This window comes from Nitrosopumilus sp. b1 (assembly GCF_014078545.1).
GTDB lineage: Archaea > Thermoproteota > Nitrososphaeria > Nitrososphaerales > Nitrosopumilaceae > PXYB01.
On sequence record NZ_MU078712.1, the window covers coordinates 1 to 5,048 of the forward strand.

5 protein-coding genes and 1 rRNA gene are annotated in these 5,048 nt (G+C 34.1%); 2 read left to right on the forward strand and 4 right to left on the reverse strand.

Annotation, left to right across the window (positions count from 1 at the left end; all coding sequences use genetic code 11):
* Positions 1 to 779, reverse strand: a 779-nt coding sequence (locus tag C6988_RS00980; protein ID WP_182133257.1) for a class I SAM-dependent methyltransferase, incomplete at its 3' end; no start/stop codon positions are given.
* Positions 780 to 784: 5 nt separating this feature from the next.
* The gene (locus tag C6988_RS00985; protein ID WP_182132698.1) at positions 785 to 2,569 is read right to left on the reverse strand and encodes a ribosome biogenesis/translation initiation ATPase RLI; all 1,785 of its coding nucleotides are present in this window, start codon (positions 2,567 to 2,569) and stop codon (positions 785 to 787) included.
* Positions 2,570 to 2,666: 97 nt separating this feature from the next.
* Between C6988_RS00985 and rrf the strand changes: the two genes are divergently transcribed.
* Together rrf and C6988_RS11135 are read left to right on the forward strand one after the other, a co-directional pair.
* Positions 2,667 to 2,786 (forward strand): 5S ribosomal RNA (rrf, locus tag C6988_RS00990).
* A 42-nt stretch (positions 2,787 to 2,828) separates the two neighbouring features.
* Entirely contained in the window at positions 2,829 to 2,957 is a 129-nt protein-coding gene (locus C6988_RS11135) for a hypothetical protein (RefSeq protein WP_255464122.1), read from the forward strand.
* On the opposite strand, the gene C6988_RS00995 is transcribed toward C6988_RS11135, so the two are convergent.
* Positions 2,951 to 4,432: a leucyl aminopeptidase gene (locus C6988_RS00995; protein WP_182132700.1), complete on the reverse strand. Its 1,482-nt coding sequence runs from the start codon at positions 4,430 to 4,432 to the stop codon at positions 2,951 to 2,953. The genes C6988_RS11135 and C6988_RS00995 overlap by 7 nt on opposite strands.
* A gap of 26 nt (positions 4,433 to 4,458) precedes the next feature.
* Positions 4,459 to 4,836: a hypothetical protein gene (locus C6988_RS01000; RefSeq protein WP_182132702.1), complete on the reverse strand. Its 378-nt coding sequence runs from the start codon at positions 4,834 to 4,836 to the stop codon at positions 4,459 to 4,461.
* Positions 4,837 to 5,048 lie beyond the last annotated feature (212 nt).

Consider the following 5,048-nt stretch of genomic DNA (forward strand, 5'->3'; position numbering starts at 1 on the left):
ACTGCTCTGACAATTTTTGAATTTAGTATGTCTGCTTTTAATGGACACTCCTTAAGAAAATGCTCTTCTGAAAGTTTTGAAGCTCCAGCTTTTGTTTCACTATGAATGTGAGAATAATAATGAATAATACCTCTATCTTTTGTTACAGAAATAGCTGTATCTAAAAATTCATCTGATCTTTCTGGCAACAACATTAATGTCCTATCTGCCTTTTCTTCAAGATTATTTTCAACAACTTTTGATGCATCTCCATTAATTGAGATTACTGCACCTTTTAGTTTGTTTATTGTAATGTTTTTTTCACATAATTCTGATGCAACAGGATTAATGTCAATACTAAACACTGTACATTTTTTCTTTTTTGCAGCTAATATTGAAAACATTCCGACTCCTGCAAAAAGATTGATTACTGTTTCTCCATCAGTTACTAAATTAGCAATTCTTTCTCTTTCTGTAGATAATCTAGGTGAAAAAAATGCTTTTTCTACATCGACAATAAATCTACATCCAAATTCCTTGTATTCTGTTTGCGTATCGTCAAGCCCAACTAGTAACTCTAATTCTCTTGTACGAAAGTCTCCTTTGACGTCTGATGACTGATAATAAACCGATCTTGCTGTCTTTACTTCATTTAATAGAGTTTGACCGATAATCTTCTTTTTTGATAATAACGATTCTGGAATTCTTACGACAATAATGTCCCCTATCTGATCAAATGCTGAAAAGAGCTCCTTACTTTCATCTTCAGTCAAATGACCTTCCAATGCTTTTTTTAGCATCTTGGTCATTTTCTATAATAGAAATTACCAGTCTGTTTTTGTTGCTTATCTAATCTACTCTCTGATTTGTTAACTCTAGGTCTCATTGATGTTTCATCTCTTCTAAAGGAGATATCTAATGACCGTAAGAAACGATTCATGGCGTTAGATTTTGACATGGGTTCAGTTGCATGACCCTCCTTTCCTGACTCTCCTTCAAATATTACCATGGTGTCTGAGACTAAATCCATTAGCTGTAGATCATGATCAATTACAATCGCTGATTTGCCATAGGAGCGAACAAATTTTTGAAGAAACTTTGCAACTGCTATTCTGTCCTCTACATCTAAGAACGCAGATGGTTCATCTAATGCATAAAGGTCTACTTTTTGCAGGAGACAAGATGCTACTGCAACTTTTTGGAGCTCTCCACCTGAAAGATTCCTAACTGATTTATTGTAGAGTTTTTTGATTTTTAGAGGATCAACAATTTGTTCTTCTTCCTGACTACCTTCAATTTGACCTCCATTTGCCTTATCTAAAACTGATATCACTTCAACATCAATATCATTTTGAAGATATTGAGGCTTGTATGCTATCTTAATTTTTTTAGTAATTTCACCATCATCTGGTTTTTCTACTCCTGCAATCATCTTCATGAAAGTAGTTTTTCCTAATGCATTTGCACCCATTATTCCTAAAATTTCTCCCTTTCGCACTCTTCCAGGTTCTACGGTGACTCCAAATGCGGGATATTTTTTTACAAGCTTTGGATATGAAATGACATCATCAGCATCTAAGAATTCATCACTAGATGACGATACATCAAAAGAGAATTTTTTATCCCTAAATCGAACATTTTCAGTTGGAAGATAACCATCTAAGAATACGTTTATTCCAACTTTTGTTGATAACACACTTGAAACGATACCGTAAGCTGCTGGCTCACCATATAGAACTTCAATATAGTCACTAAGATAATCTAAGAGTGTTAAATCATGTTCAACAACCATTACACTTTTTCCAATTTTTGCTAAACTATGAATGACTCTTGCTACTCCTGCTCTCTGAAAGACGTCGTTGTATGATGACGGTTCATCAAAAAAGTAAAATTCTGCATCCTTGGCAGCTGCAACTCCTACTGCAATTCTCTGAAGTTCACCTCCGCTTAATTCTTTAATGTCATGATCTACTGCATTCTCTAATCCGAGATCTTTGATAAGATCATTTACTACTCCACGCTCATCGTATCTTGCAAGTAATTCTCTTCCTGTTCCATTAAATGCCTGAGCTATTTGTTGTACTTGTTGCGGTTTTATGGATGCTCTGATTTTATTTTCCTTAATTTTTTCAAAATGAGATTTTAACTCTGTACCACTATAATATTTTAAAACTTCATCCCACTCTGGGGGATTTTCATATCTTCCAAGATTTGGTTTTAAATTTCCTGACAGTATATTTACAACAGTGCTTTTTCCCATACCATTTCTGCCAAGCAAGCCTACAACTTCGCCTTTCTTTGGCGTTGGAAGTTTGTACAATCTAAAGGAGTTCATTCCATATTGGTGAACTTTATCTGTCGCTAACTCTGATGCTAGGTTTACTATTGTAATGGCATCAAACGGACATACTTTAACACAAATACCACACCCATTGCAAATATTTTCATCAATCTGAGCCTTTTTTTCTTCCTCATTTAGTATGATGCAATCTGCTCCCGATTTATTCACAGGACAATACTTTATGCATTCCAGACCACATTTTTTTGGCTGGCATAATTCCTTATCAAGTACGGCTACGCGATGAGTCATTCTGCTTTCTAATTTTTCTTAGATTTATACCTCTTTTGTAAGAGTTTACTTTGATTCAAGTCGTTACCTTAATAGATAACTTGGACCAAGCATGATTCAAGCCGGCCATAGCGTTAGGGTGCGACCCAACCTCATTCCGAACTTGGAAGTCAAACCTGACGTCGCTGTTGTGTTACTAAGATGCGAGAGCTCTTGGGAAGCAGCAGTGCTGGCATTTTCATTCAATAGCACTATAAACCGGCAATGTTCTGATTCATTTATGCCAAAATGTAGCGTTTGTGGGGCAGATACGGATAATGATATACGCCTTCTAAATCACATGATGGAAAAACATGGTTGGCGAAATCCAAATGTTGGTACTCCTGATAGAAACAGTAGGGGTTACTGAGTATTCTTTCTTAGATATTCTAAAATCAATCTGACTCCAAATCCTGTTGCGCCTTTTGGATTGTATGGTTTTTCTTTTGTCCCTGTTTGCGTCCAAGCAACTCCTGCAATATCAAAATGCACCCAAGGAGTTTTTTCAACTGCATTTTGTAAAAATGCAGCTGCAGTGATCGTTCCTGCTGCCCTTCCAATTCCAACATTTTTCATGTCAGCTACATCTGATTTTATCATGCTCATATAGTCTTCATTTAATGGTAGATGCCATACTTCTTCATACGTTTCATTTGAAGCTAATGTCATTTCTTTTACAAGATTTTCATTATTAGATACCATGCCTGCAACATTTGTTCCTAATGCAACTATGCAAGCCCCAGTTAGCGTAGCGAAATCAATGATTGTCTTTGGCTTGTAAATTTTTTCTCCATATGAGAGCGCATCTGCAAGAATCAAACGTCCCTCTGCATCTGTGTTTAAAATTTCAGCAGTTTTTCCACTGTAAAGTTTTATGATGTCACCTGGTCTATACGATTCTCCACTTGGCATATTTTCTACTGATGGAACAATACCTACAACATTGATTGGTAATTGAAGCTCTGAAACAGCTTTCATAATTCCTAGAACTGTACAACCACCACACTTATCAAATTTCATCTCATCCATTTTTTCACCTGGCTTCAATGAAATTCCACCTGTATCAAAGGTGACTGCCTTTCCAACGATAACAATTGGTTTTTTATTTCCACCTTTGTTATGTTCTAAGATGATTAATCTTGGTTCATTTTTACTTCCTTGACCAACAGCAGTAATTCCACCAAACCCTCCTCTTTTTAGTTGAGATTTGTCAAAAATTCTGCATTTCATCTTGTTCTTGTTTGCTAAATCTTTAGCAAAATTAGCAAGTGTTATTGGGGTACATTCGTTAGGTGGAAGATTTGCAATTTCTTTTGTAAAAATCACCCCATCTGAAATTATTTGTGCTCTTTTGATCACTTTAGTAATATCTTTTGAATTGGGCGCAATAATTGCAAGATTGGCAGAAAAATTAATTTTTTCTTTTTTATATTTATCAAATGAAAATAATGATAGTCTTACTCCTTCAATAATTTGTGAAATTATTGAAGTTTGTTTTAGTTGCGTTTTTTGTGGAACTATAATTGCAAAGTCTTTAACTTTCATATCTTTGATTTTTTGAGCTATTTTTCCAGAAGCGAATCTAAAAGTATCATTTGAAATTTTTTCTTTTGTACCTATCCCAACTAGGAGAATTCTTTTTGCAGGAATTAAATCATATGTATTAATTATTGAAATTTTCCCTAACTTGCCTTCTATTTCTTTTAATGATTCTGTTATGGCATTTTTGATTTTTGGATTTATTCCTTCAAGACCAAATACTTGATTTGTTTTTTCTGTTACATATGCACATAAAACCGAAGTTTGCTTCTTTAACGGATTTGTAGTGTCTTGAATGATCTTCATGAATTCTGTAGAAAAGATGTTAATATTTAGATTTTGATCTTTTTACTATTTGTAAACAAGCTTGCTGATCTAACAAAAACTGCTTTGATTGTTTTACATTCTGCATCACATGATTCCATAATACTTTGAAATGAATACTTCTTTGCACCGGGTAAAATTATTGTCTTGATTAATGGAAATATTGCGGCTCTTCCACCATATGCCATTTTAGCATCAATAAACCAAAACATATCTAACGCACTTGCATCCAGAATATCTTTCCTTATTTCTTCTCCAATTGTTGTATAGTGCCCCACAATCAAAATTTTATTCTGAGATAATTTACTGATAGCTTTTGCAAATTTTGTACATAAGTAACACTCATTATCATAAAGAACTAAGGGAATGATTTTCTCTAATTCCATATAGGAATTACACCATGTTTACATTAAAATTTTGACCAAAACTGCTGGATGAAATTTAATTCCATTCCAATATAATACAAAAATAGGTTTGAAAAAAGAGAGTTTTAGGCTATGTCCAAATTTTGACTATTTTTTAGCCTTTTTTACCCTACGTTTTGCTTTTGTAGCAGTCTTCTTTGTTTTTCTTTTTGTAGTCTTTGCTGCTTTCTTAG

Excerpts from the sequence above, each read along its gene's own strand:
- C6988_RS00995 (WP_182132700.1), bottom strand. The coding sequence starts at position 4,432 with ATGAAGATCATTCAAGACACTACAAATCCGTTAAAGAAGCAAACTTCG.
- C6988_RS01000 (WP_182132702.1), bottom strand. The coding sequence starts at position 4,836 with ATGGAATTAGAGAAAATCATTCCCTTAGTTCTTTATGATAATGAGTGT.
- C6988_RS11135 (WP_255464122.1), top strand. The coding sequence starts at position 2,829 with ATGCCAAAATGTAGCGTTTGTGGGGCAGATACGGATAATGATATACGC.
- C6988_RS00985 (WP_182132698.1), bottom strand. The coding sequence starts at position 2,569 with ATGACTCATCGCGTAGCCGTACTTGATAAGGAATTATGCCAGCCAAAA.